This is a genomic window from Congregibacter variabilis, assembly GCF_045689235.1.
GTDB lineage: Bacteria > Pseudomonadota > Gammaproteobacteria > Pseudomonadales > Halieaceae > Congregibacter > Congregibacter variabilis.
In genome coordinates, this window is the sequence record NZ_CP136864.1 from 1,000,266 (window position 1) to 1,022,713 (window position 22,448).

At 53.9% G+C, this 22,448-nt stretch carries 20 protein-coding genes and 1 tRNA gene; 7 read left to right on the forward strand and 14 right to left on the reverse strand.

The window, feature by feature from the left end:
* The first annotated feature begins 75 nt into the window (after nt 1-75).
* Genes R0135_RS04515 through R0135_RS04525 form a run of 3 tightly spaced genes read left to right on the forward strand, consistent with a single transcriptional unit; the run spans nt 76 to nt 2,746 of the window.
* Nucleotides 76-1,620 (forward strand): acetolactate synthase large subunit, encoded by a 1,545-nt coding sequence (locus R0135_RS04515; RefSeq protein ID WP_407349060.1) that lies wholly within the window; start codon nt 76-78, stop codon nt 1,618-1,620.
* A gap of 31 nt (nt 1,621-1,651) precedes the next feature.
* Nucleotides 1,652-2,485, forward strand: a complete 834-nt coding sequence (locus R0135_RS04520) for an SDR family oxidoreductase (protein WP_407349061.1) — start codon at nt 1,652-1,654, stop codon at nt 2,483-2,485.
* 6 nt (nt 2,486-2,491) lie between these two features.
* Nucleotides 2,492-2,746: a DUF2164 domain-containing protein gene (locus R0135_RS04525; RefSeq protein WP_407349062.1), complete on the forward strand. Its 255-nt coding sequence runs from the start codon at nt 2,492-2,494 to the stop codon at nt 2,744-2,746.
* 63 nt (nt 2,747-2,809) lie between these two features.
* On the opposite strand, the gene R0135_RS04530 is transcribed toward R0135_RS04525, so the two are convergent.
* From R0135_RS04530 to R0135_RS04595, 14 genes are all read right to left on the reverse strand, one after another.
* Nucleotides 2,810-3,760, reverse strand: coding sequence for a carbon-nitrogen hydrolase family protein (locus R0135_RS04530; protein ID WP_407349063.1), 951 nt, complete (start codon nt 3,758-3,760; stop codon nt 2,810-2,812).
* Between the two features lie 76 nt (nt 3,761-3,836).
* Nucleotides 3,837-5,078 (reverse strand): alginate export family protein, encoded by a 1,242-nt coding sequence (locus tag R0135_RS04535; protein ID WP_407349064.1) that lies wholly within the window; start codon nt 5,076-5,078, stop codon nt 3,837-3,839.
* Between the two features lie 2 nt (nt 5,079-5,080).
* Nucleotides 5,081-6,049 carry an alpha/beta fold hydrolase gene (locus R0135_RS04540; RefSeq protein ID WP_407349065.1) on the reverse strand — a complete coding sequence of 323 codons (969 nt, stop codon included), beginning with the start codon at nt 6,047-6,049 and terminating at the stop codon, nt 5,081-5,083.
* 222 nt (nt 6,050-6,271) lie between these two features.
* Nucleotides 6,272-6,718: a DoxX family protein gene (locus R0135_RS04545; RefSeq protein ID WP_407349066.1), complete on the reverse strand. Its 447-nt coding sequence runs from the start codon at nt 6,716-6,718 to the stop codon at nt 6,272-6,274.
* Between the two features lie 148 nt (nt 6,719-6,866).
* The gene (locus R0135_RS04550) at nt 6,867-7,466 is read right to left on the reverse strand and encodes a tetratricopeptide repeat protein (RefSeq protein ID WP_407349067.1); all 600 of its coding nucleotides are present in this window, start codon (nt 7,464-7,466) and stop codon (nt 6,867-6,869) included.
* A 10-nt stretch (nt 7,467-7,476) separates the two neighbouring features.
* Nucleotides 7,477-8,466 (reverse strand): hypothetical protein, encoded by a 990-nt coding sequence (locus R0135_RS04555; protein WP_407349068.1) that lies wholly within the window; start codon nt 8,464-8,466, stop codon nt 7,477-7,479.
* 2 nt (nt 8,467-8,468) lie between these two features.
* Nucleotides 8,469-10,658: an urea transporter gene (locus R0135_RS04560; RefSeq protein ID WP_407349069.1), complete on the reverse strand. Its 2,190-nt coding sequence runs from the start codon at nt 10,656-10,658 to the stop codon at nt 8,469-8,471.
* A gap of 32 nt (nt 10,659-10,690) precedes the next feature.
* The gene (locus tag R0135_RS04565; protein ID WP_407349070.1) at nt 10,691-12,160 is read right to left on the reverse strand and encodes an alanine racemase; all 1,470 of its coding nucleotides are present in this window, start codon (nt 12,158-12,160) and stop codon (nt 10,691-10,693) included.
* Nucleotides 12,161-12,168: 8 nt separating this feature from the next.
* A complete protein-coding gene (locus R0135_RS04570; protein ID WP_407349071.1) occupies nt 12,169-13,284 on the reverse strand; it encodes an ATP-grasp domain-containing protein in 1,116 nt (371 codons plus the stop codon).
* A 2-nt stretch (nt 13,285-13,286) separates the two neighbouring features.
* The gene (locus R0135_RS04575) at nt 13,287-13,571 is read right to left on the reverse strand and encodes a PqqD family protein (RefSeq protein ID WP_407349072.1); all 285 of its coding nucleotides are present in this window, start codon (nt 13,569-13,571) and stop codon (nt 13,287-13,289) included.
* A 120-nt stretch (nt 13,572-13,691) separates the two neighbouring features.
* Entirely contained in the window at nt 13,692-14,213 is a 522-nt protein-coding gene (locus R0135_RS04580; RefSeq protein WP_407349073.1) for a thermostable hemolysin, read from the reverse strand.
* Between the two features lie 75 nt (nt 14,214-14,288).
* The gene (locus tag R0135_RS04585) at nt 14,289-14,672 is read right to left on the reverse strand and encodes a VOC family protein (protein WP_407349074.1); all 384 of its coding nucleotides are present in this window, start codon (nt 14,670-14,672) and stop codon (nt 14,289-14,291) included.
* 26 nt (nt 14,673-14,698) lie between these two features.
* The gene (locus R0135_RS04590) at nt 14,699-15,748 is read right to left on the reverse strand and encodes a diguanylate cyclase domain-containing protein (protein ID WP_407349075.1); all 1,050 of its coding nucleotides are present in this window, start codon (nt 15,746-15,748) and stop codon (nt 14,699-14,701) included.
* Between the two features lie 215 nt (nt 15,749-15,963).
* Nucleotides 15,964-16,039, reverse strand: a tRNA-Ala gene (locus R0135_RS04595).
* 200 nt (nt 16,040-16,239) lie between these two features.
* Between R0135_RS04595 and R0135_RS04600 the strand changes: the two genes are divergently transcribed.
* From R0135_RS04600 to R0135_RS04615, 4 genes are read left to right on the forward strand one after another with little or no spacing between them, the layout of a single operon-like run.
* A complete protein-coding gene (locus R0135_RS04600) occupies nt 16,240-17,229 on the forward strand; it encodes a prenyltransferase (RefSeq protein WP_407349076.1) in 990 nt (329 codons plus the stop codon).
* A 46-nt stretch (nt 17,230-17,275) separates the two neighbouring features.
* Nucleotides 17,276-18,598, forward strand: a complete 1,323-nt coding sequence (locus R0135_RS04605; protein ID WP_407349077.1) for an APC family permease — start codon at nt 17,276-17,278, stop codon at nt 18,596-18,598.
* Between the two features lie 46 nt (nt 18,599-18,644).
* On the forward strand, nt 18,645-19,022 hold the full coding sequence (locus tag R0135_RS04610; RefSeq protein WP_407349078.1) for a DUF4345 family protein: 378 nt from the start codon (nt 18,645-18,647) through the stop codon (nt 19,020-19,022).
* Entirely contained in the window at nt 19,022-22,444 is a 3,423-nt protein-coding gene (locus tag R0135_RS04615) for an AsmA family protein (protein WP_407349079.1), read from the forward strand. Before R0135_RS04610 ends, R0135_RS04615 begins: the two co-directional genes overlap by 1 nt.
* Nucleotides 22,445-22,448 lie beyond the last annotated feature (4 nt).

Below are 22,448 nucleotides of genomic sequence, written 5' to 3' on the forward strand. Positions count from 1 at the left end.
CTACAACCGTCAGGACAAACATTTAAGGGCTGTTATCGCCTATCATGCACACTGACATATTCAGGAGGAATCATTGTGAATGGTGCCGAAGCTTTACTCCAAACTCTCGTTGCCAGTGGCGTAGATATCTGTTTTGCCAACCCCGGAACTTCGGAGATGCAGCTGGTATCGGCTATCGGCCAAACCGATGAAATGCGTCCGGTGCTTTGTTTGTTTGAAGGTGTCGTGTCCGGAGCTGCCGATGGCTACGCGCGCATGGCGGACAAACCTGCTGCGACTCTTCTGCACTTGGGATCGGGATTCTCAAACAGCCTGGCCAACATGCACAACGCCCGAAGAGCTGGCTCTCCGGTGGTAAACATCGTTGGAGACCATGCAAGTTATCATTTGCAGTTCGACGCACCGCTTACATCCGACCTGCCGGGCATTGTTCGCTGGGGCTCGCACTGGACCGAGGTCGCAAACTCGCCCGACGAGCTGTCTGCCGGTGGTGCGCGAGCAGTACAGGCGTCCCTGCGCGGAAACGGCCAGATCGCCACGCTCATCGCGCCAGCCAATCACGCCTGGGATGCAGCAAGCGAGACCGCCGCGGCACTGCCAAAGCCCGAGCCGCTGCACGTGCGGAGCGATCGCATTGAACGCATCGCCGAAGCCATCCGTAGCGAGAAAAAAACCTGTCTGATGTTGGGTGGCAAAGCGCTTCGCGAAGAAAACCTCGCAAAGCTTGGTGCGATCGCCGAAGTCCATAATGTCACCCTCATGTGTGCGACATTTCCGACCCGCCTGCAGCGCGGTGCCGGGCGCGCGCCGGTGCAGCGATTACCCTACTTTGCCGAGCAGGCCGCAGAGGCACTGGAACCCTTTGAGCAACTCATTCTGTTAGGGGTAGCAGCACCGGTTAGCTTTTTTGCCTACCCGGAGAAAGAAAGCTGGTTAACGCCCGAACATTGCGAACTGCTCACCCTCGCCGAAGCCGGCGAAGACGCAGACAGTACCGTTGCCGGACTGACACAGGCTCTGGGTATTAGTAATGACGCCGGGACTGTCCACCAACGACAGATTCATGAGGTGAGCGACGACAGCCTCAACCCGCTAACCATTGGTCAGATCATGAGCAATGAAATGCCCGACAATGCCATTGTTTCAGACGAGGGGGCCACCTGCGGACTTGCGATGTTTCTAAGCACCGAGCAGGCCCCTGCCCACGATTGGCTGACACTCACTGGTGGAGCTATCGGTCAGGGCTTGCCCGTCGCTTTGGGCGCCGCACTAGCCTGCCCCGATCGCAAAGTAATCGCCCTGCAAGCCGATGGCTCAGCCATGTACACCATTCAGTCACTGTGGAGCATGGCCAGAGAAAACACTGACGTGACCGTGATCCTATTGAATAACAAGAGCTATGCCATTTTGAATATTGAACTGGCGCGAGTCGGTGCCGGAGAGCCCAACGCCAAGACATTATCTATGCTTGATCTATCCAACCCAGATATGGACTTTTCCAGTATCGCAACCGGCCTTGGCATCCGCGCCACGCAAGCGCGCACCAGCAGTGAGTTTCAAACGCAGTTTGCCGAGGCAATGAAGACGCCTGGGCCCTGTCTCATCGAGGCTATTCTGTAAAACCAACGCCACAAAAAGAGAGAGAATTTTCATGTCGAGTATTGTCATTACGGGTGCAACCGCAGGCATTGGCCGCGCTGCGGCGATACTGCTGGCAAGTAAGAAGCACCGAGTCTTTGCCGCCGGCCGCAATCAGACCGCATTGGCAGAACTCGATGCGGGCTATGAAAACATTACCGCATTACAAATGGATGTGACTGACAGTGAATCAGTGAGTCAGGCCGCAGCCAAAGTATTTGAGGCTCTCGACGGCCAGGCGCCGGACGTACTCGTAAACAATGCTGGCTACGCGGTAGTGGGACCACTGGAAGCGCTCTCTGATGATGACTGGGAGCAGCAGTTTCGTACTAACGTACTCGGCCTGGTACGTGTCACAAAAGCTTTCTTGCCAAGCATGCGAGAACGTCGCCGCGGGCGAATCATCAACGTGTCTTCGGTTGCCGGTAAAGTGACACTGCCATTTTTTGGACCCTACAATTCAACCAAGCATGCCGTTGAGTCCATTTCTGATTCGCTCAGGCATGAACTCAGACCGCATGGTGTTGAGGTCGTGGTGATTGAACCCGGCGCGGTGAAAACGCGCTTCGGGTCACTGGAACAGCAACAGATAGAACATTGGATAGAGAGCGCGCCTGCCTACGCTGAACAGCTTCGTACACTCCAGTCTTTTCATCATGATTTGCACAGCAAGGGCGCGGACCCGATCACCGTGGCGGGGAGCATTGTCGACGCCTGTGAAAGCCCCAATCCGACGCCGCGACGGGTTGTGCCGTTCTTCCCCGGCAGCGCATTCATTGCCATCAAGGCGTTACTGCCAACGCGTGTCTCAGATTGGATCGTACAAAAGCTTACCGGGCTGCCCTAATCGACTATGGACAACATCGAATTCTCTGCAGAAGAAAAAAGCGAGATCGCGCGTAAAGTTCAGCTCTATTTCCGCGAAGAGCTGGAGCAGGACATAGGGCGTTTCGACGCTGAGTTTCTCATCGATTTTTTTGCAGAAGAAGTCGGTGCGTATTTCTACAACAGAGGAATCTACGACGCTCAAGCGGTCATCAGCAAGCGCACGGATGAGTTGTCTGATGCGCTTTATGAACTGGAAAAACCCACCAAGCACAGCAAATAGCCTGCAGTTGCTGCACGAGTAAACGCATAGCACGCGGGCACTTCAAATCATCACTGATGTGCATCAGTCCTTCAATTTTACAACCGTCTGTCGCTGGCGATTAACCGTTAGTTCAAACACATCGGGCCGACAGTAGTGACCCGAGGGATCAAAGTTCTGTCGCTCTCGTCTTACCTCGTCCATATCGATTGCTGCAGTCACCACAGCCTCGCGTCCTACAATGGGCTCAACAATCCAGCTACCGTCGGGCGCCGCGATACACGATCCACCATCGCCCATTAGTTCAGATGCATTTTGCATAATCAGGCTGTACTGAGGCATGTCTGCATCCACATCATCTTTGCGCATTAAACCCGATACCGACAATACATACATGCGGTTCTCAAGGGCAATGTGCCGCGTTAAGTCGATAGTGTTATTAGCGTTGCCGGGCCATACCGCTACGTGCAGGTTCTCCCCTTGCGCGTACAGTGCTGAGCGCGCGAGAGGCATCCAGTTCTCCCAACAGTTAAGCCCACCGACAACAAAATTATTGAGCGAGTGCACCTGCAGTCCGTGACCATCACCGGAGCCCCAAACCAAGCGCTCTTCGTAGGTTGGCATTAGCTTGCGATGTACAGATTGGATAACGCCTTCTTTATCGATGTACAGCAAACTACAATAAATCGTGTGCCCGCCTCGATCCCCCGCGCGCTCTGCGCATCCAAGGTATACAGCTATGCGATGCCCCTTCGCCAGTTGGCAGATGCTCCCTAAATCCCCGTTCTCGATGCTCACCGCCTCACGTAAGTAGTGCGCAAAGATCTGCTTTTGTTCGGGATCATTAAATCGAGCGCCGCCGGTAGATTCCAGCCAAAATGGGTATCCGGGCAGCAAGGTTTCACCAAAGCACACAAGGTCAGCGCCCTGCGTGGCTGCCTCCTCTATAGCCGCCTCAATTTTTTGAATGGTCGCCAGCTTATTTAGCCAAACTGGCGCGATCTGCGCGATTGCGATGTTGAGACTGTCGTTCATGTGTCCACTGCTCTGTCTGTAACGCCTTCTGTCATCGATACCCGGAGGCTCGCAGTAAATCCTAACACCATGGAACCTAGAGCCTGATCTGTAAGGCCAGCCAGGCCTTTTTGGTGTCCGGATATCGATCTGGCGCCTCCGTCTCGAACACGGCTGCTTTGGCCGTCGCTGTGAGCCATGCGTTTATCTGCCACTGCGCCTGCAGGTCGATCTCAGAGCCGAAATTCACACTGGAGGACTCGGCTCTAAAGTCATGATAGCGAGCAGTGAGTGCCAATGGGCCCAAATTTCCCGCAAGTGATACCCAGGCATCCTTAATGCCGTCACCCGGGGTCGCGAGAAACTTATCCGCCCAACCCTGATGGCCATGACCGTTTGCCAACCGCGTTCCAAACCCCACGCCATTATCAGCGCCCAGCACTTCGTAGGCGGCCTTGAGTGCCATATCCCCCAGCGGGGCTGCCATCTCAATGATGTAATACGGTGCCCGATAGTCCAACTCACTGGCACCCGAGTCCTCCTGAGTCGCCAATCGCGCGAGAATATTGAGTCCGGAAAACACGCCGCTGTAAGCCACACCGAAGGTATTACTGGAGTTGTTCACCGTCTTCGCTGCACTGAAGTCACTCTGCGCAGCAACATCCAGTAAATACGCAAAGCCCACCAGCTCGTGACCGTCCGCAAAATCATAGCTCATGCGCACAAAGGTGCTATCGCCGTGCCAGTCCGCTGGATTGCTTCCATCAGCAGGACCAAACACTCGACTCACTTGGGTAACGTAGCTGGCATCAATGGAAAAATCAGCACTCGCGTCCCACTGCAGCCTTAGAGCGTCGTAAGTCTGCGCATTTTGCCGCCAGGGCTTCGCGCCAATGAATCGCCCTCGATCCAGCAAGATACGTTGCCGCCCCAATGTGGCCTTTAGATCATCGGCGGAGTAGCGCAACCAGGCCTGATTAAATTCCGTACCTTCAGGGTCAGCGATGGTCGGGTATTGGACCTTGCCGTTTTCCGTAGAGTTATAGTCTTCGCTACCCAGACTTCTAACATCATCGATCTGCAACAAAGCCGATAGACGCCCTACTTTGCCAGACTCAAAGGTCACCCTGCTGCGAAGCAATGAAGCTTTGGCAGGATCATCAAAACCGTCTTCATCCACCATCTCGTAGCGGTAACGCAGATCCAGAGCAATGGAGCTATCGCTCACGGCACTTGTTAACTGCTCACTGAGGCTCACGTCCGCGCGCACCGTAACTGCAAGCAGCCCCAAAAATACAGGAAGACAAAGTCGATTCAGTCTCAGGGCCATCAGGAACATAATTAGGCTGACTGCGCCTCCCATTGGGCCAAAATCGTGCGCAGCACACTCACAAATGCTATGGGCTCGTCCAACATGAGGTGATGACGGGCACCGGGAATTCCGATGACAGGAATGTCCGTCGCACCGCACTCATGAATATATGCTGCGGAGTCATCATCAAAGAGAAGGCTATCCTGCCCGTAGACAATGGCCTTTCGTCCGGGCGTTTCGGCAATGATTTCGCCCTGACGCAACATACGTTCCTGGCGGCCAAAATCGCTTTGAAAAACGCTGGTATCAAATTTCCATGTCCAGCCGCCCTCCACTTTTTTCAAGGAATGGTATGCCATGTAGTCAAAAAGACTGGGGACATTCACGGGCTGGGGTGGCGACAGCACAAAGCGTGCCTTGGCGGCTTCGTAGTCGGGATACACTCGGTTGGGACGACTTGGGTCCGAACGCAGCGGCTTCTCTGAACTAAAGTACGCCTTCAGGCGCTCCGGCCGAAGTACCATCAAGTCGCAGATTATCAGACCCCCAAATAATGCATGACTATCTTGCATCGCGGTGAGTGCCACATGCCCACCATAGGAGTGAGCTATAACAACAGGCTTAACCGCGTGATCAAACAGCCCGGTAGCACGCGCAACATCCTCAACTTCTGATGCACGAACGGATTCGGAATACTGTTCACGAACACCGGAATCACCCATGCCTGACAGATCAAACGCCACCACGTGGTAGTGCTGCGCCAAAAACGGGGCAATAAAACCAAAGCATCGTGCGTGAGCTAAAAACCCGTGAAGTAGCAGTAAACCGGGGTTAGCGGGATTGCCCCAGCGAAAATAGTGAATATCGCAGCCTCCGGACTCTACCCAGCCCTCCTCCCGGGGGACCCGGAGAGACTTGTGCAACCAGTCGGGAACATCCGTCGCATCGGGAGGTAGCTCACGGGCAAGGTCAGGCTTAGTCATTACCTCAGTATTCATAGCACTCCATTAACGCCCGAAGGCAAACCTTGCCTGGGTTGCTGTGAGCCCGAGAGTCACAGTCCGCCGAGACGAAGATCGATTGCGCATTCAAAAGTCACGCTGGAAGATTCCGCGTGACGGCTATGATAACGCGCTGTGGGTCCCAGCGGCCGGCTATGTAACCGAAATCCTACGGAGCAAAACGTAAGCACAGCGGATCAATCGCTTTGAAACGTTGGTTTACTGCTGCCCGGACTTTCGCCGCGCATCAACACTCCAGCGTCCTGCCCCGTGAGCTGCGACCACCAGAAACCCGCCTGCCATAGCGATGTTTTTGAAAAACAGGATGAACTGCATCTGATCACCCAAGTCTGCGTGAAAAGCCAAAGCGCTCACGACGCTAAAACCCGCTAGAGCAACTGCTGTTACACGGGTGTATAAGCCCGAAATCATTAACAAAGCCCCCAATACTTCTAGGAGGATCACCAGGGGCAGCAGCTCCTGGGGAACACCGACAGACGCCATATAGCCCTGGGTGCCTTCGTAGTTTTGAATTTTACCGAGTCCGGCAAAAAGAAAAATCGCAGACAGGCCGATGCGACCTGCAAGCTCAGCAGCGCTGGCCAAATGATTGCTCGCAGGCACTGAGGCGGTAAGATTACTGGACGTTGATGTTGCTGTGCTCATGACAAACTCCTTATTGCTTGTCGTTGAAAGTGAGCCCAGATTAAGTTCGATTTTGTCGGATTAAAATCGCATTTTATTCGTTATAATTTTCGATTTAATCGATAGGTGTGTCTATGCATGACAATCTCAACCATAGTCGGATCCTGTGTCAGCCCGTAGCCAGAAAGTGCGTTGCCTCGATATGCCCGGGTATTCGCTGCAGCACCTGCCTGTAACTTTCCAGAGCTGATTTTTTGTTGCCGAGCCAGTACTGTGCCCGCGCTCGGTAAACCAGCACCGTCGCATCACTGGGATAGCGCTCGTGTAAATCCTCCGTATGCCTTAGCAGCAACTGCCACTGCTTTAGGCCTTCCTGGGCAACCATCAACCGCATGTGCGCATAATAGTTCCACGGCGCTATCTCGAGCGCTGATTGTGCGACCACCGCAGCCTCTCTCCACCGCTGCTGAGCCAATAAGGGCAGCGTCAATCCTATCTGTGCGTCCAGCGACTTTGGGTTAGCCTCCAGGGCAGCCTTGTAGTCAGACTGGGAATCGTTGTAGTTACCTGCAAGGTATCGCAACCATGCGCGTCGCAATCTTGCGAACTCGTTTGCCGGCTCCTGCTTGAGCATGGAATCAAACAATGAAGCTGCCGAGTCATACTGCGACATAGACTCAAGTCTGTAGCTCTCGGACCAGACGTCAGCCCGACCGGAAACGCTTGTAACCAGTAACAGTGTTGTGAGAAAAGCCCGGTAATACTTCATCGCTCTGCCCTCACCATTTGTGCGACAGATTTAAATAAATGTAAGTACTGTCATATTCATCATTTATCGCGCGATTTTCGAACTGCTCATAGCCAGCCTGGAGCATGATGCTGGTCTGCTCGTCCAACTTCCAGCGACCATTCACACTCACCACGCCCTGCTGCTCATCAGCCAAGGTATAAACCACTGCTGCATCGGAATCTACGGCTAAAAAGCGTTCGCCCAACATCCCGGCAAATCCCAGACTATCCAATCCCAAAGGCCCCGAGGGACCAAACCAATGCGTCAGCTTGGCTTCTACTGCGCTTGTATCGTTCTTGCCGTCGTTAACCTCGTCATCACTAATATGAATAAAATAACCGCGCAGCTGCACCCAGTTGTTGGGACCAGCGACAGAAAATCCGAGCGCAGGCGTTAGTTGATGCACCTGGTACTCATCCCGTCCGTCATAGTCGTAGTTCGAATGAGAATAACCCAGCTCAACTGACAGGTCCTTGTCATGATTCATGTAGCTGACAATCGGATTAACAACACCGATGTCGGCTTCACCAACCACATAGGGACCTGCGCCACTATCAGCCGCGCCCCCCTGAATCTCACTGATAGCTTCGCTGGCATCATTGCTGATCAGATAGCCGTCCAGACGCCAGCTTATTTTGCCCGCAAGACTGTCCGAGTAACTGTGAAGTCTGCCACTTAAATAGGCGGCGTTTTCCTCAAAACTATCAAAGGTGCCCACGCCGGCACCCTTTCCCTGTACCTCGGTATAGCTGTAGCCCAGGATAAACCCACCTTTTTCCAAATAATCTCCGCCAATATAAACCCCGGCTCCGAACAGATCGTCGCGCAGTTGCGCGCCGCTGTAAGCTGCATACACTGTCTGAGCGCTTGCGCGTAGTTCCCAAGACTCATCGGCCACCGCGATAGCAGACAGGCTTGCGCTGCCAAGCAACAGATAACAGCGGATCAGATTCTTTTCAAAAACAGCTGTTTTTTTCATGACTAAACCTCCATGGAATGATGACCTTGAACTTGCTCATGAATTTGCTCTTCCTGCCTCCAGAACTGGTGCCATCCGGGCACCCCTTCATCGCTGGCCAGTCCCAATTTCGTAAGTTGCGCGCGCCATTGCCGTTGACCAAAACCGCAGCTAATACTTTGACAACCCAGTTCAGGATCAATCAGGCACTCTGTAGTCGCCTCCCAGGTCTTGGCACCAAGGCGCAATCGATGCTGACCCCGCTGACGCCACACTCCGTCATCGGCAATAAATTCACGCTCATAGACACTATCCACGCCACAGCCAAGGGGGCGTGTCACTCTCAAAGCAATCCGTTGAAAAAAACCCAGGGGGAATAACTGCGCCGAGGGTGAGTCACGCCAGCGGTGAGCGCTCCCGGTGAGCGGCGTCAGGCCGCAGGCCAACAGCCAGATGTCGAGAAGAATGTCGTCCGGGCCCTGTCGATCATAAAAGGCCAGAACACCGTTTTTCTCTTCGAACGCAGCGCTGGCGCCCGTATCGCTCATCAGACGGAACTCGCCCAGCAGGGTAAGAACCACCTGCAGTTGACAAGGCTTCTGGGGCAGCACACCACTGCCATCGACACGATAGGTAAACTGACGGCCCACCGGCAAATGCAGTGGCATTGCCAATCGCGGGTCGATCACCGCTGCTTCCAAACTATCGCCCGCTTTGGGCCGAGCATTGAGCAGGTACTCGCTCACACCACTCAATTCGTGACGCAGCAAGCTACACAAATGAAATGGCTCCGTAGCGCTGCCCAAACGCGCACTACGCTGGACTTGTAAATGAACGTGAGGCTGAGCGGAACGACCGGAGTTGCCACAGGAGCCTATTAGCTTACCCGGAACTATCCATTCATTTTCCTTGACCCTGACACTGTGCTGCCTAAGGTGAGCAAGCAATACGTGCAAACCGCTGTCCAGCCTGATCAGTACAAAGTTGCCCCAGTTATTTTTAGTGTCTACGTCACCCGGTGCATTGTCTGTCAGATGCTCGCGCACTCTAACTACTTGCCCGTTCACCGGTGACAAAACCGGCAGACCGAAGCAATAGAAATCCTCCAGCGCAGCGCCAGATCCAGAAAAACTCCTCCCGCCTTCGGCAATAAAAAAGTCAAGGGCATGCTGCCAGGGCGCCCTGTGTGTGTGTTCTCCGTCAAACCCCTGATAAATCTGCCATCGCCCAAAGACCGGCAGCAGGAGGGGCACGCTATTGACCTCTCCGTTGCGTATCCGTGCCAGTCTGGCCCGTTCATAGTTTTGCTCGGGTATCCCGGGCTGCGGGGAAAGCCATGGAGCCACAACACCGGGTCGAGAGCGTAAGGCCACTAAAAATATCAGGGTCACCACCACATAGGGCAATGCGATAAGCGGTAATCCATGAACAAACAAAAGATCCTGAAAAGCGATCATTAGCAGTGCTGTGAGGATCACGGCCAACAGTGCAGTGCTGAAACTGGCCATACCGGGCACTGTGTATATCCCACCGACTGCTATGGCCGTCAGCACCAGATTAAATCCCGCCCAAGCCATAAGTGGCGGCTGTGTAGACACACCCAGAGCCATAAAAATCAGCTGGCCGCTAGCCACTGCTGTAAGTGCTAGCAGTGCCATATAGCGAGAGCACCACAGCATCACAACAAGAACTACGGCGCCAACGACAGGGTGAACAGAAAAAAATGTCGCACCGAGCAAGCAAAAAAGAGTATTCGCCTCAGGCAATAGCCAGGACGGCCCCATTGCGCTGGAATCCATCGGGGGAGTTAGCTGATAGAACTCCTGTGCCACTAACGCCGTCACCCCGGCGACCAGTAAAAACGGTATAACCAGCACCGGTAAGCGCTCGTGACGCCAGAACACATCGGCAAGAGCTGCGCTGGCAAATACCGCGAGTGCGGCGCCTGCAACGATTAAAATAACCAGATGAAAGTCCAAGGGATAGAAGGCACCCAATGACAAACCTACCAGCAGACTGTTGAGAATATATAAACGCCTGCGCGAGTCAGGAAAGCTAAACAGTCTGGTAACAATGACCGCAACTATCGCTGCTGCCAAACCCGAGAGGCCTGTCTTTGGGAAAACGAAAGTGGCTGCCATGAGCAACCCGCCGGCCAGAGGGCTCTCAAGAAAAAATAAAGCCGCGTAGGCACCGACCGTATCGTTCAGCATTTTCCTGAGAGCAGCTATGGTGCCCTTAGTCCTCATTTCTCGCAGGCCGCGTCACTTACGGAGATCGTGTCCCCACCTCCAATCCGATCGCCCTGAGGACAGGCTCGGACCAGATGCTCGGGAATCAATTCCGACGCTGTAACCGTTGCAAGGTTTTCTTTACGGCGTATCACGGAGACAGATTTGTCCCCATGAATGAGCAATACGTTTGGTCGATACTCGATGAATTGCATCCACTGCGTAGTGTTATAGGCACCCACTGGAGTAAATAACAGTGTGTCGCCCACGTTCAGTGGAGGGAGCATAATACTGGCACGCATCACATCGATGTTCATGCACAGCGGTCCATAGATGACAGTTTCCTCGGGCCTTCCCGATAAAAGCCGGGTAGAAACTACGTTATGGTTGTACCAAAAAGCAGTAAACAGCTGACCTACACCGGCATCGACAATTACCGCACGCCTTCCGTCAGGCAGGCGCTTATTTGCAATGACTTTGGTCAGGAGATAGCCCGCGTCATCCACCAACGCGCGGCCCGTCTCCAATACTAGTGTGGGACGCTTCATGCCTCGCGCTTCACGATCGTGGGTAAGTTCCAGCAATACATCGCAAATAGCCTCCGCGTATTGCTCCACACTGGGCACAACCTGATCGGCGGGCAGATAGATACCCTGCAAAGAATTCATGGAAGCAAAGCCGCCCCCAAGATCTAGATAATCGATATTGCAATCGGTACGAGACTCTACCTCGTCCAAAAAATTGCACATGATGCGGGCTTGAACAGCGTAAGCCTTAGGCTCCAGAACGAAGGTCCCGATGTGGCTATGCAGCCCCGTGAGACTCATGTGCTCACTTGAAGCGATACGCCACGCGGCGTCCATTGCCTGCCCGGACTCCACATTAAACCCGAAGCGACTCCAGGGCTCCGTATACCCTGTGTCGAAATTGAGTCTCAGAGTTACGTCAAGACTGCGCTCCAGGTCTTTTGTGATTTTCTCAAGGGCATACAGCTCATCAAGATGATCAATATGAATGCGAGCACCCTCGGCAACTGCCCGCCGCAGCGCCTCCGGCTTTTTGCCGGGCCCGTTAAAGAAAATCCTCTCTCCAGGCACTCCCAAGCCTCGGGCTTTTTCATATTCAAAATCTGATACGACTTCTGCCCAGGCTCCTTCTTGATGAAAAACATTGCACAAGGCGCCCAGATAGTTGGTTTTATAGGACCATGCGAGTAATACATCGGGATAACGTGCACAAAAAGCCTGCTTTAGCCGCTGGCTGTTGCGACGCAGACGCTGCTCAGAAAACACGAACAGTGGCGAATCGTACTGATCCAGCAGATCTTTTACCGGCACGTTGTCGATGGCGTCAGTCCAGGATGAATCATGCGCCTTGCCGAACTTGTTTAGCGAGCCGCTGCGCAATGGCACGATCGTCGGCTTTATCCAGGGTTTGGAACCGGTAGTTCTTGCCTCGGAACTATTATCATAGTCAGGTGCCATGGCTGGCTTTAGGACCCCTGAGCCGCCGACGGCTTGACGCTAGTGACCCGCAGCGCGCGCGACGCTGGCCGAAAGCTCTGACCGCCATTAATAATCACTGCCTCAAACTCACTTTGGGGAATAATGGTTTCTACCGCGTGGCGAATAAAAACCATGCCTGGACGCGTTGCGGCGGGCTCTGCTATCTCCTCCCCCAATATAAGCTTTAGCAACATCATCGGCAGGTTCCGTCCCACACCGGCGGACAGATAGATCCACGCCGGAAACCTCGGATTGATTTCGATCAGTTGGTAGTCACCATGGTTGTCGCGCATGACCTCCACCTCAAGGGGGCCGCGCCAATTAATTGCTTTGACAAGCGCAGCACTCGCGTCGTACAGCGTCTGATCGAAAATACTAACGCCGGACCAGGCTTTGCCCTTCTCGGTAACAGCCATCTTTTTCATCATGACTTCACCGAGCATCTTGCCCGTGCCGTCACAGATGGCGGTGAGATTACATTCCTCTCCCTCCACCAGCCGCTGCACAAGAACCGGATAACCCCACTGTGCTGTGATTTCACCAAAGGCATCAGCTGCCTGGTCGGCGCTTTGTACAATCTGCGCGCCGTAGAACAGGCCTTTTACCACCATCGGATAATTCCAGCCTTCTTTCTCGCATCGATAAAAAAAGCGCGAATGGGTCACCATCTTGATCTCCGGACAGTGAATGCCCGCGTGCCCAGCAAGCTCAGGCAGCCGGTCCTTGCTGCGCAGGCGCAACTGCTCAGGGCTTGGCAGGAAATGCCGTATACCCATCTCATCGAATTGCGGAGTCAGGCGTACCAATCCAGGGAGCTCAGCATCCAGGCAGGGCAAAATAACGTCAATTTCTTCTGAAGCGTGAATCGACCGCAGGCTGGCCATAAAGGCTTCCCCCCCCGCGGAAGGATATGGCAACAAATAGGCCGCATCACAATACTCCCGCAAGTACAAACCCGGATCCAGAGCATCATAGCCAAGGCCTATGATGCGACCAGTGAACTCCAATGAATCGCGCAGACAACGCGCAACCGCGACCCCGGGTCCAGGATTATCCGGTCTGGCATTCATACCGGTGATCGCGACGGTCAGCGATTTTGTCACGCTCAATCGCCGACAAATTTGCGGAGCATGCCAATAAACTCGAGGACATCACGTTCGAGCTCACTGGTCCCAGAGTCATATTCCTGACCCAAAAACTCCAGCAGCTCCGATGAATTCGCCTCTTTTTGCAGGTGCCTAAGTATCTCGAGGCCGGTTTCATTCACGGTGAAATGATGACCGCTGCTAGGGTCAAATACGAAACCGCTTTCGCTAATAGCCAAACGCCGCAGGGACTCAAGCGAAGGCATAGAAACGCCGCTGCTATCCCGCTTCAATCCCTGAGCCATAAGCGTCTTTTTCCTGAAGAATAGACGCTCAGTCTGGGACGAGAGCAATGGAGCTGATATCGGGAAAAGCCCTAATCTTTAGATCCTTACGAGGGTCACACATCCTGCGTTGCCTGAGGATCAGCCCCTGCACTCCAGCGCAAGCACGCAGACATCTAGTGCGACCTCATTGCCCTGGTCCATGAACTCCTGAGTCGTCGAGCTCAGCATTGCAGCCCTTGCCTGACACCACTCGTGCACCGTACCGACGGCTGAATCAGACAATGCCAGAGCATGGCTAAAACCCTTTTCCATGAGCAGGCGCTCAATGTGCTTGGAAAAAAGGGGGACCAGCGACGGCGACTTAATGTGAAATGCGCCCAACTCGGCAATCTTATCGCGCGTTACCTCAAGACCCTGGGATCGCTGCAACAGCTGCTCAACAGATTCTTCAAGGTATTGTTCGAGGAACAAACCACCGGACGCGCTCCTAAAGCCAACTACAGCATTGAGTTGGTCACGGCGATGCACGCAGATGTATCCAGGAAACACCTGACGTAAAGGATGGATGACATTAGCGTCGTATACAGCCGCAGCAAACGCTGCAATCTGTGCATATTCAGCGTCGCGCTTTTCCACCGCATGCACTATATATTGATTCATTGTTATTGCTCTTACTCGAAGGACCGCGCCGGAAGAAGAGTCGGAAGACGCAGGTACTGGCTCTCGGGTGCAATCTCAAGCTTGCACTATGTCGACACGCCAAGGTGGAAAGCGGCGATTATCTCCCGCGCGATATAATTTAATTTTATTTCCCGAAGGATCTCTCAACACAGCCTCTGTCCACAGATAGCTCTCTTCCCGGGGCAGCTGATCGAACGTAACGCCTGCTCTTTGCAGACTATCTACCCATTCCTCAAGGCGCTCATGCTCAAAGTATATGACCGCACCGTTTGAAAATGCGGTCTCCTCCAAGGACAGGGAAAAAGTGGCTCCCCCATCGGGACATTCGAAACGGGCGTAGCGTGGTGAATCGACAATCTGCCTAAAGCCTAGCGACAGATAAAAGGCATTCGCCGCTGGCAGGTCGTGGACCGGCAGTGTGACCTGATTAAGTTGCATGATCGACCATTGCCTTCAACGTCGCCTTACCGCGTGCTTGCCTTGTGGGCGTACATCCGCTCATCAGCCATCCGCAAAAGCTCATCTGGCGCATCTGCCTCATCCGATAATACAGCCGTACCGATGCTCAGACAGATAACCGTACTGATCCCTTGGATAGTTGTTGGTCGCTGAAGCTGCCGCAGAATTTTCGAACTCACTATCTCGGCCGCCCGCTCTTCATTCAGGCCGGTCAGAAGTACCGCAAATTCATCGCCTCCCAATCGGCTCGCCAAATCCGTCTCCCGGATTGAGTCGCGCAGCGTATCGCCAAGAACCTTGAGAACCTCATCGCCATACTCGTGACCGTGGGTATCGTTCATGGCCTTGAAATTATCCAGATCGATGTACAAAACAGCGACCTTGTGCCCCCCGCGATTTGCGTGGGCAATCTGTAGCGTCAGGCTCTCAAGAAATTTTCGACGATTGGCGAGACCGGTAAGGGAATCGTGGGTAGCAAGGTGTTCCATTTCCTGTCGCTGCTGCTCGCTGAACAGGCGCAGTCTGTGAGTTTCCAAGAGATCGCGCACGTGCACGAAGCGAAACACCATCGAAGCGATTGTGGCGCTGAATAGGGCAAAGGCAAAATGAACAAAAAGTGCGTGGTCGGAAAGTTCAGCCACGGCCAAGACCCATGAACCTAAGGTCACGAGCAGAGTCAGCACATACCAGGGAAGCGACAACACAAACAAACCAGCGCCCAAAATCACCAGCATTACGTTAGTCGTTTGAACCATATCCTGCGTTAGATAAACATGGAACGCACTGTTGATACTGAGCATTATCATGACCAGAGACGCGATGGGATAGGTCAAGGTCTTCAGCGCTGCCCAGCGACGAACAGCGACCGTGATACAGAACAAAACGATGGCCGTAACGCCCGCGATAGTAACCATGGGGAGACGAATTTCGGCGGGCAGCAAAAACGAGTGGCTGATCGTGAACACAACGTAGAGCACGCCCAACGCTATGGTAACGGGCGGCAGACTGCCCCAGACTCTGTTTCTCAGTGCTTCTCTGGTCTCGATTTCGTGCATGGCTAACAGGCCCCGGCACCCTGCTCAAAGGCACATGGCCTCCCTACTGCGAAGTAATGAACTTCACCCCGCCGCCAAGTGTAACGCAGCTGTCAGCCTGACGAGAACGCCGGATGATTGATGTTTAGGACGATAGGGCCACAGAGGCGAGCACCGCGGCCAACAGACGACACCGAAAAAAGTGTCGCGCACAATGAGTTTGCACGGTTTTAAATTGGTGGAGCCAGGCGGGATCGAACCGCCGACCTCAACACTGCCAGTGTTGCGCTCTCCCAGCTGAGCTATGGCCCCATAGAGGAGGCGGGAGTCTAATCGGCGCTGGAGCGAATTTCAATAGATCCATCTCAAAATAGGCTTTTACTTCCACAGCTTATCTACCTGCAAAAGCGCTGAATCCCTCCCGAAGTACAGGCGACTCCTGCTAACATCACTCTCCTGACAGAGCAGAAAAGCACTCTGTTTGTCGCGGTAGCCAAGGAGCACCCTCAAACATGAACGAATCACCCACCTGGTGGCAGGCACTAACGACTGTCCCACGGCTCGGCGCCGGCCAGTGGCAGACGCTTTCCCTGCCCGTGCGTTGGTTGCTCGCAGTGCGTTCTTCGGTACTGTTTATGACATTAATGTCAGCGGCCTTGGGTGGACTATTAGCCTGGCGCGACGGCTTGGGTGACCTTGGTCTTTGGTTGCTGTGCATGCTTGGACTCATGTTGGCCCATGCGACCAATAATCTTCTTAACGATCTCACCGATTCCAGTCGCGGAATCGATGCTGGCAACTACTACCGCAATCAGTACGGCATCCATGTGCTCGAAGACGGGTTAATGAACCGCAAACAGTTTTACGGTTACCTGGCATTAACCGGCGGTGCTGCAGTGCTCATTGGCATCTATCTGGTCCTGGCCCGCGGAGGACTCACCTTACCGCTCATGCTTGCCGGTGCTTTCTTTGTCTTGTTTTACACCTGGCCGCTCAAATACATAGGTCTAGGAGAGCCCGCCGTGCTCCTCGTCTGGGGGCCATTGATGGTAGGCGGCAGTTATTACGTAAGCGCGGGCCAGTGGAGCACTTCCGCTGCGTGGTTGGGCCTGCTCTATGGCATCGGCCCCACAACTGTGCTGTTTGGCAAGCATATCGACAAACTTGAAATGGATCGTGAGAAGGGCGTGCGCACCCTGCCCGTGCTACTGGGCCACGCTGGTGCCCGACGTACTACCCAGGTATTACTGGTATCGCAATATATCGGCTGCGCTGCCTTAATATTCAGCGGCGGTGAACATTGGGTTTTGGCTATAGTTTTTCTCAGCGTGCCCGCCCTGCTGCGCGCATTAAAGGCTCTGCAAAGCCCCAAGCCCACCGAGCGCCCGGACAGCTATCCAAAACAGATCTGGCCGCTATGGTTCTCCGCGCAAGCTTTTGCCCACACAAGGCAGTTCACCAGTCTCTTTGTCGCCGCACTCCTGGTGGCCACATGGCTCTAGATCTGGATTCGGTTGCGTCGGTGATACATTCGCGGAACAATGCCGCGTGACACGTTTTCGCCCCTCAGTAGCAGCCGCCATTGTCATCGCTAATATGATCGGCACGGGCGTATTCACCAGCCTTGGTTTTCAGTTGGTAGAAATCCAGTCCGCACCGGTTTTACTGTCGCTCTGGGCGGTCGGCGGTCTCGCCGCACTGTGTGGTGCACTGTCCTACGCTGAACTAGGAGCCGCCCTGCCTCGCTCTGGCGGCGAATATAATTTTCTCAGTGAGATCTATCACCCGAGCGCGGGCTTTATCTCGGGCTGGGTATCAGCCACGGTAGGATTTGCTGCTCCAACTGCTCTTGCAGCCATGACCTTTGGCAGTTATCTATCTGCGGTCTTTCCGCAGCTATCGGGGATATGGTTAGCCACGGGATTGATTGTCGTACTGGCAGTCGCTCACAGTCGCAGTCACAAAAGCTCCGGCAGCACGCAAAGTCTTTTTACGATTCTCAAGATACTGCTAATCATCGGTTTTGCAGGACTTGCGCTGTTATTCAATGAATCCGGTCAGGCAACTCGATTTCTGCCAGCGCAAGGCGATGGCGCCCTACTGTTTTCTGGCGCATTTGCTGTGTCACTTATCTATGTGAATTACGCTTATTCAGGCTGGAACGCGGCGACCTACATAACCGGTGAACTGGAAGAGCCCCAACGCTCCTTACCTGTTGTTTTAATCGCCAGCACCTCGCTGGTGTGCCTGTCCTATTTATTACTCAACTATGTCTTTTTGGCCGTAGCCCCCATGGACGCCATGGTGGGTAAAGTTGAGGTTGGCTATGTTGCGGCCAGCTACGCGTTCGGTGATGCAGGTGCGACTATTATGGGAGTTCTGCTTGCGCTGCTACTTGTATCGACGGTCAGCGCGATGATCCTTGCCGGCCCCAGGGTACTCCACCGCATCGGCGAGGATTTCCCGCTGTTTCATCTGCTTGGGCGCGTCAATAAAGACGGCATACCGTCTACCGCCGTGCTGGTACAAGCCCTGGTTGCCCTGGCCTTTCTATGGTCTGCATCCTTTGATCGCATACTGGTGTTCTCTGGGGCGACCATGGCACTGAATACTTTCTTTACCGTATTGGGCGTATTTGTATTGCGCTGGCGTCAGCCTGATCTACCACGGCCCTTTCGCACGTGGCTCTACCCCCTGCCCCCGATTATCTTCTTACTCATTACCGGCTGGACCCTGTTATACATCGTGCTCCAACGGCCCATAGAGGCGATGATTTGTATGGGTATTGTCATATCAGGAGGTATTTTTTACCTTGTGAGTCAGCGCCTGGGCTCAAGACTCGACACAGAAACTGCTAGCAATAACTCTTAGTTGGCTAGCTTGAATCCACGATAACCGGCTTACAAAGTAGAGACTTATGATGACTCGCAGCTTTTTGGTTTTTGTCAGCGTCGTGTTCAGCGGTTACGGCATCGCCTGCATCGTCGATCCGGCGCTCCCCGCCCGCCTAGCCGGTCTGGAAGTTCTTAACGGCGATGCTTACGCAGAGATGTCTGCCATGTATGGTGGCCTGCAAACTGGCGTGGGCATCTTTTGTCTGCTCGCGGCTTTCAGGTCGTCGTTTCAATCGAGCGCATTGCTGCTGCTGGTGCTCGGCATCGGCCTTTTAGCCGCTAGTCGTGCATTGGGCGCCCTGCGCAGTGATGAGCTCCTGACCGTTTATACCTGGGGTGCGCTCGCCTTTGAGACTCTGCTTACGGCCACCGCGGCGGCGCTTCTTTTACGCAAAGCCTGATGCGACTCAAAACTGCGCTGGCACTGCTTTCACTGGCACTGATTATTGGAATTGCAGTCCTCGCCTTTTGGCTCAGAAATGGCATGTCTCTTGGTTTTGCGACGCCTTATTTAGAGGCGCGAGCCAGCGAGCTTCTGGGGCGTAGGCTCTCCTTCAAAGATGCGCCCAGCATTCAAATCAAATCCGGATTACACATCGTCGCGAGCAATGTGTCCCTGGCAAACGCTGACTGGGCAGACGAGCTCGACATGCTCCAGCTGCAATCACTCACCGCGCATATCGATATTACGACACTGTTGAAAGATCAGCTTGTGATCGAGACCTTGGTAGTCAATGGGCTGGAGCTAAGACTGCGTAATAGCGTTGACGGTCTTAGTAATCTTCCCCATATAGCTGGCGACGACAGCGAGGCTGAACAAACCGGTGAACAGCATCCCCTCCCGGTAGTTATCAAACATGTTCAGGTTAAGCACGTAGTGATCGAGCGAAGAAACGACGCGACCGAACAGACCGTCAACTTAACGATTGATTCACTCAGCCAGGATGCGAACAGCAGCAAAAGCCTGGTCTATAAAGGCAACGGCAGTCTTCAGGGTAAGCCCTGGCAACTATCTTTAAACGGAAGTGGCTTCAACAGCTTGCGCTCGGGTCTGGATATCTTTGCGAACTTCAATGTTGATTTGGGAGAGCTGCGGCTCCAGGGCGATTTTCAACTACCCAACGCCAGAGAGATACAAAACCTCACACTTAACGCCGAACTCGATGGCCCTATTCCTGATCGCATCTCGGCACTATCTCCACTCCTTGAGGCGAATGAACCGGCACAAATCGAACTACGTGTCATCGACATAGACCCGGGATTAAGGGTGGAACTTAGCGTGGAGCTCCAGCAACTCGACCTGCTGGTTAACGGCGATGTTGATGACCCAGGAGGCAGCGACGGTCTGGATCTGGCCGTTCGACTCAATGCGGCGAGCCTGCCGCGACTGACCCAGGCTCTCGGCCTCGGGCAAACGACCGATGTACCGCTGACAATCGATGGCCGGCTATTGCGCAAAGACCAACATATAGAACTACGCGATACAGTGCTTGTCGCCGGGGACCACCAGGTGAGAGCCGACGTAGTTCTACCGTCTTTTCCGGGCACGGATGGCGCCACGGTCAATTTCAGCGCCGAGGGACCCAGCTTTGCCTTCTACCAAAAACTCTTTGGCCGCAGGGAGAATCTGGCAGAACCCTATGCTCTGAGCGCCATGGTGGTCAGCGATATTGCTGTGGGGGAAACAGTGCGGGGCAATCTGAGCGTCGGTCAGCACCGGCTGCAACTCTTGGGACTACTTGATAACTTTCCAAGCTATGCCGGCAGCGAATTGAGTTTGGAGTTTGAGAGCCCCAGTCTACAGATAATCACTGCCAATGCCGGGATAGAGCTACCGTCAGACACCCCCCTCTCGGTCACGGCTGCCATCTCCGTATCCGACGACGCCGTGGTAACCATTAACACAGCGAATATCAATGCCTTTGACTTCACAAGCCATCTTAGCGGCCAATTCGACAGCTATCCTGACTTTGGGAACGCGGATCTGCGATTCACCTCGGATGGTGCATCCCTTGCCACTTTGGGACAACGCCTTGGTATTCATACCTTGGGAGATCTGCCGCTAAGCTTTAGTACTGACATCAAGGGCAGCCCTCGAGAGATCACTATTAATAATCTCCGCCTCGACACAGGAGGGCTGCAGCTTCGATCCAATAGCGGCGCTCTTCGTTACGCCGAAGATGCGATCTCCAGTGACCTGCGCCTGTCAGTAGCGCTCTCGGATATTAAGGAGCTTCTGGGCAGTTATGCACCAGCTTACTCCGCGGCAGGCACTTACCGTTTTGATCTACTGCCGCAAATGTCATCGTCCTTGTTTTCGGTGGGCCTGGAAAACCTCTCGGGTCCCGGAGTGAGCGGCAGCGCGCGCCTCGAACTGGCTAGCGACTTTCAACTGAATGAAAAAACCTTGCTTACTGCGGATCTAAGCCTGGAAGACCTTTCTCAACTTTTTCCCCCCATCGATAATTACACGCCACCACAACAGCGTCTCTTGTTACGCCTGCTCACGCGCCCGCAGAAAGATACAACACAAATCGACGCTCAATTGCTTGATGCAAACGGCGTACTGCTCGCTGCCGGCATTAGCCTGCCGGCTGATCGCGAAAAGCAAAGCATCCGAGTGTCGCTTAAAGGTGCGGGCGATGACTTACGCAAGCTGGGCACTCATGCGAATTTTCCAGACCAACAGATTCCCTATGTCATAGATCTGTCGGCTACGGTGCAGGGCGAAAACATTTCAGCGGATGCAAAAAAGGTTCAACTGGACGATAACCATATTCACGGCATAGTTCACTGGAAAGGTGCAAACAAGTCACTCACGGCAGACTTAATGATCCCAAGCGCAAATCTCCAGGCATGGTTACCCAAAGACAGCGAAGCTGATCCGATTGCAGAGTCGCCGGCAACAGACGGCAGAAAAATTCCGGACATTGCCCTGCCTCTGGAATTTCTCCATGAATATCATGTGGACTTAAAGCTCGAAACAGGCCCGCTTGGCTTGGCTGATCCAAAGTTCAAATCACAGTCACTGGTAGATCAGTCTGTTTTGCAGCTACAAATTGGCGACGGCAAAGGACAGCTGCACATCGATAGAATAGTCGGAAGCCGCGGCTTGTCTAAGGCTGATGTTGCTATCACCAATACTCAGGCGCTCGCCGAATTTGAAACAACATTCAATGTAACCGGCATGCCCGTCGCTATCATCGCCGCAGGCACTGACTATAACAAGCTTCCAAAATACGACCTGGACGCAGTCTTTGAAGCTAAGGGCAACGATTTAAGAGCCCTGGCAGCCACGCTTAATGGCGAATTCTTAATGACCGGGAGCGCTGGCACACTGAAAAAGATGAAGCTCAGTGCTGCAACGGAATCGTTTCTCGCCCAGGTGCTTCAAACACTGCTACCCATGCTGGCGTCGGGTTCTACCAACATGGACGTTGAATGCAGCGTTCTGGCCGCTAGGGCCAGGGACGGCATGCTGACCCTCGACCCAGGTTTCGTCTTTCGCAGTGCGCAGCTTGATCTGTCCGCCGAAGGCAAAGTGAATTTACATAACGAAAAACTCGGCGTCCGCTTTACCAACAGGGCCCGCAAAGGACTGGGGATTAGCGCCGCCAGTCTCATCAACCCTTACGTAGAAATAACCGGTACGCTCGGTAAACCCACTTTGGGGCTGGACATCACCAACTCCGCGATCACCGGCGGAGCCGCCGTTGCCACAGGCGGCATTACGCTGCTGGCAAAACCGCTTTATCACCGGTTTATACAAAAGGAGAACCCCTGCGATGCAGCGCTAGAGCGCTGGAGCGAGACTGCACCCTAACATC

Excerpts from the sequence above, each read along its gene's own strand:
- R0135_RS04610 (WP_407349078.1), top strand. The coding sequence starts at position 18,645 with ATGATGACTCGCAGCTTTTTGGTTTTTGTCAGCGTCGTGTTCAGCGGT.
- R0135_RS04545 (WP_407349066.1), bottom strand. The coding sequence starts at position 6,718 with ATGAGCACAGCAACATCAACGTCCAGTAATCTTACCGCCTCAGTGCCT.
- R0135_RS04525 (WP_407349062.1), top strand. The coding sequence starts at position 2,492 with ATGGACAACATCGAATTCTCTGCAGAAGAAAAAAGCGAGATCGCGCGT.
- R0135_RS04585 (WP_407349074.1), bottom strand. The coding sequence starts at position 14,672 with ATGCAACTTAATCAGGTCACACTGCCGGTCCACGACCTGCCAGCGGCG.
- R0135_RS04565 (WP_407349070.1), bottom strand. The coding sequence starts at position 12,160 with ATGGCACCTGACTATGATAATAGTTCCGAGGCAAGAACTACCGGTTCC.
- R0135_RS04615 (WP_407349079.1), top strand. The coding sequence starts at position 19,022 with ATGCGACTCAAAACTGCGCTGGCACTGCTTTCACTGGCACTGATTATT.
- R0135_RS04535 (WP_407349064.1), bottom strand. The coding sequence starts at position 5,078 with ATGTTCCTGATGGCCCTGAGACTGAATCGACTTTGTCTTCCTGTATTT.
- R0135_RS04590 (WP_407349075.1), bottom strand. The coding sequence starts at position 15,748 with ATGCACGAAATCGAGACCAGAGAAGCACTGAGAAACAGAGTCTGGGGC.
- R0135_RS04550 (WP_407349067.1), bottom strand. The coding sequence starts at position 7,466 with ATGAAGTATTACCGGGCTTTTCTCACAACACTGTTACTGGTTACAAGC.
- R0135_RS04530 (WP_407349063.1), bottom strand. The coding sequence starts at position 3,760 with ATGAACGACAGTCTCAACATCGCAATCGCGCAGATCGCGCCAGTTTGG.
- R0135_RS04555 (WP_407349068.1), bottom strand. The coding sequence starts at position 8,466 with ATGAAAAAAACAGCTGTTTTTGAAAAGAATCTGATCCGCTGTTATCTG.
- R0135_RS04575 (WP_407349072.1), bottom strand. The coding sequence starts at position 13,571 with ATGGCTCAGGGATTGAAGCGGGATAGCAGCGGCGTTTCTATGCCTTCG.
- R0135_RS04580 (WP_407349073.1), bottom strand. The coding sequence starts at position 14,213 with ATGAATCAATATATAGTGCATGCGGTGGAAAAGCGCGACGCTGAATAT.
- R0135_RS04540 (WP_407349065.1), bottom strand. The coding sequence starts at position 6,049 with ATGAATACTGAGGTAATGACTAAGCCTGACCTTGCCCGTGAGCTACCT.
- R0135_RS04600 (WP_407349076.1), top strand. The coding sequence starts at position 16,240 with ATGAACGAATCACCCACCTGGTGGCAGGCACTAACGACTGTCCCACGG.
- R0135_RS04520 (WP_407349061.1), top strand. The coding sequence starts at position 1,652 with ATGTCGAGTATTGTCATTACGGGTGCAACCGCAGGCATTGGCCGCGCT.
- R0135_RS04560 (WP_407349069.1), bottom strand. The coding sequence starts at position 10,658 with ATGCTGAACGATACGGTCGGTGCCTACGCGGCTTTATTTTTTCTTGAG.